Genomic DNA, 2198 nt, shown 5'->3' with positions numbered 1-2198 from the left:
GGGTTGGGGGTGGGTTTGAACATGCTTGCATCTCCAGAGTCATGGAGCCGCCTCGATTCGCTGCGATACGAGAGGGTGGCAGCTATACGCGGGTCGCAGACCGGGACTCTAGAACCGGCAGGCCCGAAGGCCTCCCACGTACAGCCGCCATGACAGGCATGGAGGAGATTGTGCGTCCAGAGATCGACGGGCTGCGAGACCCGATCACTGATTCGTCAGTGACCGCCAAACGATAGAACCCGCCCCCCAGGCGCACAAGCCGGCGGATTCTGGCGTAGTTGTAGGCAATGGCGCAAGGCGATGTGGGTGTATGGAAACTGTGATCAACATGTTTAAACATGTCTCGCTGCAGATTAGTCAATGCAATAATCTAGAAGAGGAAATGAGGACGGATAAACACATCCATCCTCATCTCTTCGTTAACTTCAGAACTGAAAAAAATCAAAAAAACAACGCATAAATGAATCCGTCACCATTTTCATTATGGCTGACTAACTCCATCTTAGATTGTCTAGATCTACTCCTCCGCGAATATCTTTTATGACGATTTTGCTAAGGCCGGCCTGGTCGGTATGGCTGCCAGGTCTGAATGAACTTCCAGATGGCGATAGGGTGATTTCTTTGACAGCACCATCAAGGTTGAAAAAGCTTATTGTTGCTGCGTTGTAGCAGATGTACTCATAGTTAAAATTCTTAATTATGCCGTCAAATGTCAGTTCTACTGTGGCGTAGTATGTTACTGACATGTATTTGGGAGATTCCTTCCATAGAATAACGCCATAATATAAGGGGTTCGGAACGGACTTCACATAGAAAGTCAATCCGCTTTGGCACCGTTTCGACTGCCCCGCGGCGAACGTTCCATGTGGTTCTGTTTCCCAATTTTCTGAACCTGAAACCCAACGCACAACTTTAAAGGTTCTGGAATCAGAAACAGGCTCGGTTCCATAGCGCGCCTTGGCCGTAAAACTGTGCGCCGCCACGCTCAGGCCCGACGCTGTCAGTGTCCACACACCCGAGGTCGCATTCGCCGTGACCTCGCCCTTGGACACATTGCCATCGAACACCTCGACCTTCTGCCCTTTCGCTGCTGCGCCGGTGAGCGTGACGCTGGTCTCAAGAGTCATACCGTCGTGCGGAATGTCCACACCCTTCGGATCTTTCACCGAGGTGATGGTCGGCGCTGTCGCCGCCGTCACGGTCAGGGTTCTGGCCGCCGACACCGGACTGGCGCCGTACAAGGCTTTCGCCGTGAATCTGTGTGCCGCGACGCTCAACCCCGATACCGTCAGCGTCCATACGCCCGATGTCGCATTCGCGGTCACTTGGCCCTTGGACACGGTGCCATCGAACACCTCGACCTTCAGGCCTTTGGCCGCCGTGCCGGTGAGCGTGACGCTGGTTGCGACCGTGATGCCGCCGTTTGCGATCTCGACGCCCTTGGGGTCCTTCACCGAAGTGATCGTCGGCGCGACCGAGGTCACTACCGTCAGCAGCCGCACATTCGAATAGGTCGCCGTGCTGTGGTACAGCGACTTGGCATACAACCGCCGCCCGCCCACGGGAACGGTGATGCTGAGTTCCCACGCACCCGTCGTTGCGTGAGCCGTCACCGTGCCCTTGGACACCGCCGTCGAGCCGTTGCCGTCGAAGATCTCCACCTTCTGCCCTTTGCTGGCCGTGCCCCGCAGCTTCAGCGTGGTGCTCACGGTGCTGGTGCCTTCCGGAACCTCCACGTTGTTGGCGTCCAGCACATTGCTCAGCGTCGGCTTGATGAGCGCCACCACCGTGAAGCTGCGCGGCGTCGATACCAGTCCGTCGCCGTACATTGCCTTGGCGGTGAAGGTGTGCACCGCCGCGCTCAACCCGCTCACAGTCAACGTCCAGCGGCCGGTCGCGGCATCGGCGGTGGCTTGGCCTTTGGATGTGACGCCATCCAGCACATCGACTTTCTGGCCCTTGCTGGCGGTGCCGCTCAGCACTACCGAGGTTTCGACGATGAGGCTGCCGTCTGGAACCTCCACGCCGCTGGGCGAGCCCTTGACGGAGTCGAGCGTCGGCGGGTCGAGCGATATCGGTTGGCCGATCACGAACGTCAACGGATTGGAATAGCTCACCTTGCCCGTCTCGGCCCGCCGGATGCTGTAGCTCGCCGTCAGCGTCTCCCCGCGCCGGGCCTCGAAGTGCTGCTGCACGAA

The 2198-nt window shown here is 57.8% G+C and carries 1 pseudogene; it reads right to left on the bottom strand.

Going from position 1 to position 2198, the window contains the following annotated elements:
* Positions 1 to 491 precede the first annotated feature (491 nt).
* Positions 492 to 2198, bottom strand: a pseudogene (locus CAG33_RS28645) (hypothetical protein); the annotation flags it as partial.

This window comes from Pseudomonas sp. B3(2017) (assembly GCF_002113595.1).
GTDB lineage: Bacteria > Pseudomonadota > Gammaproteobacteria > Pseudomonadales > Pseudomonadaceae > Aquipseudomonas > Aquipseudomonas ekonensis.
Note: the sequence above shows the minus strand (reverse complement) of the source record. Positions and strands in the feature narration are given on the sequence as shown.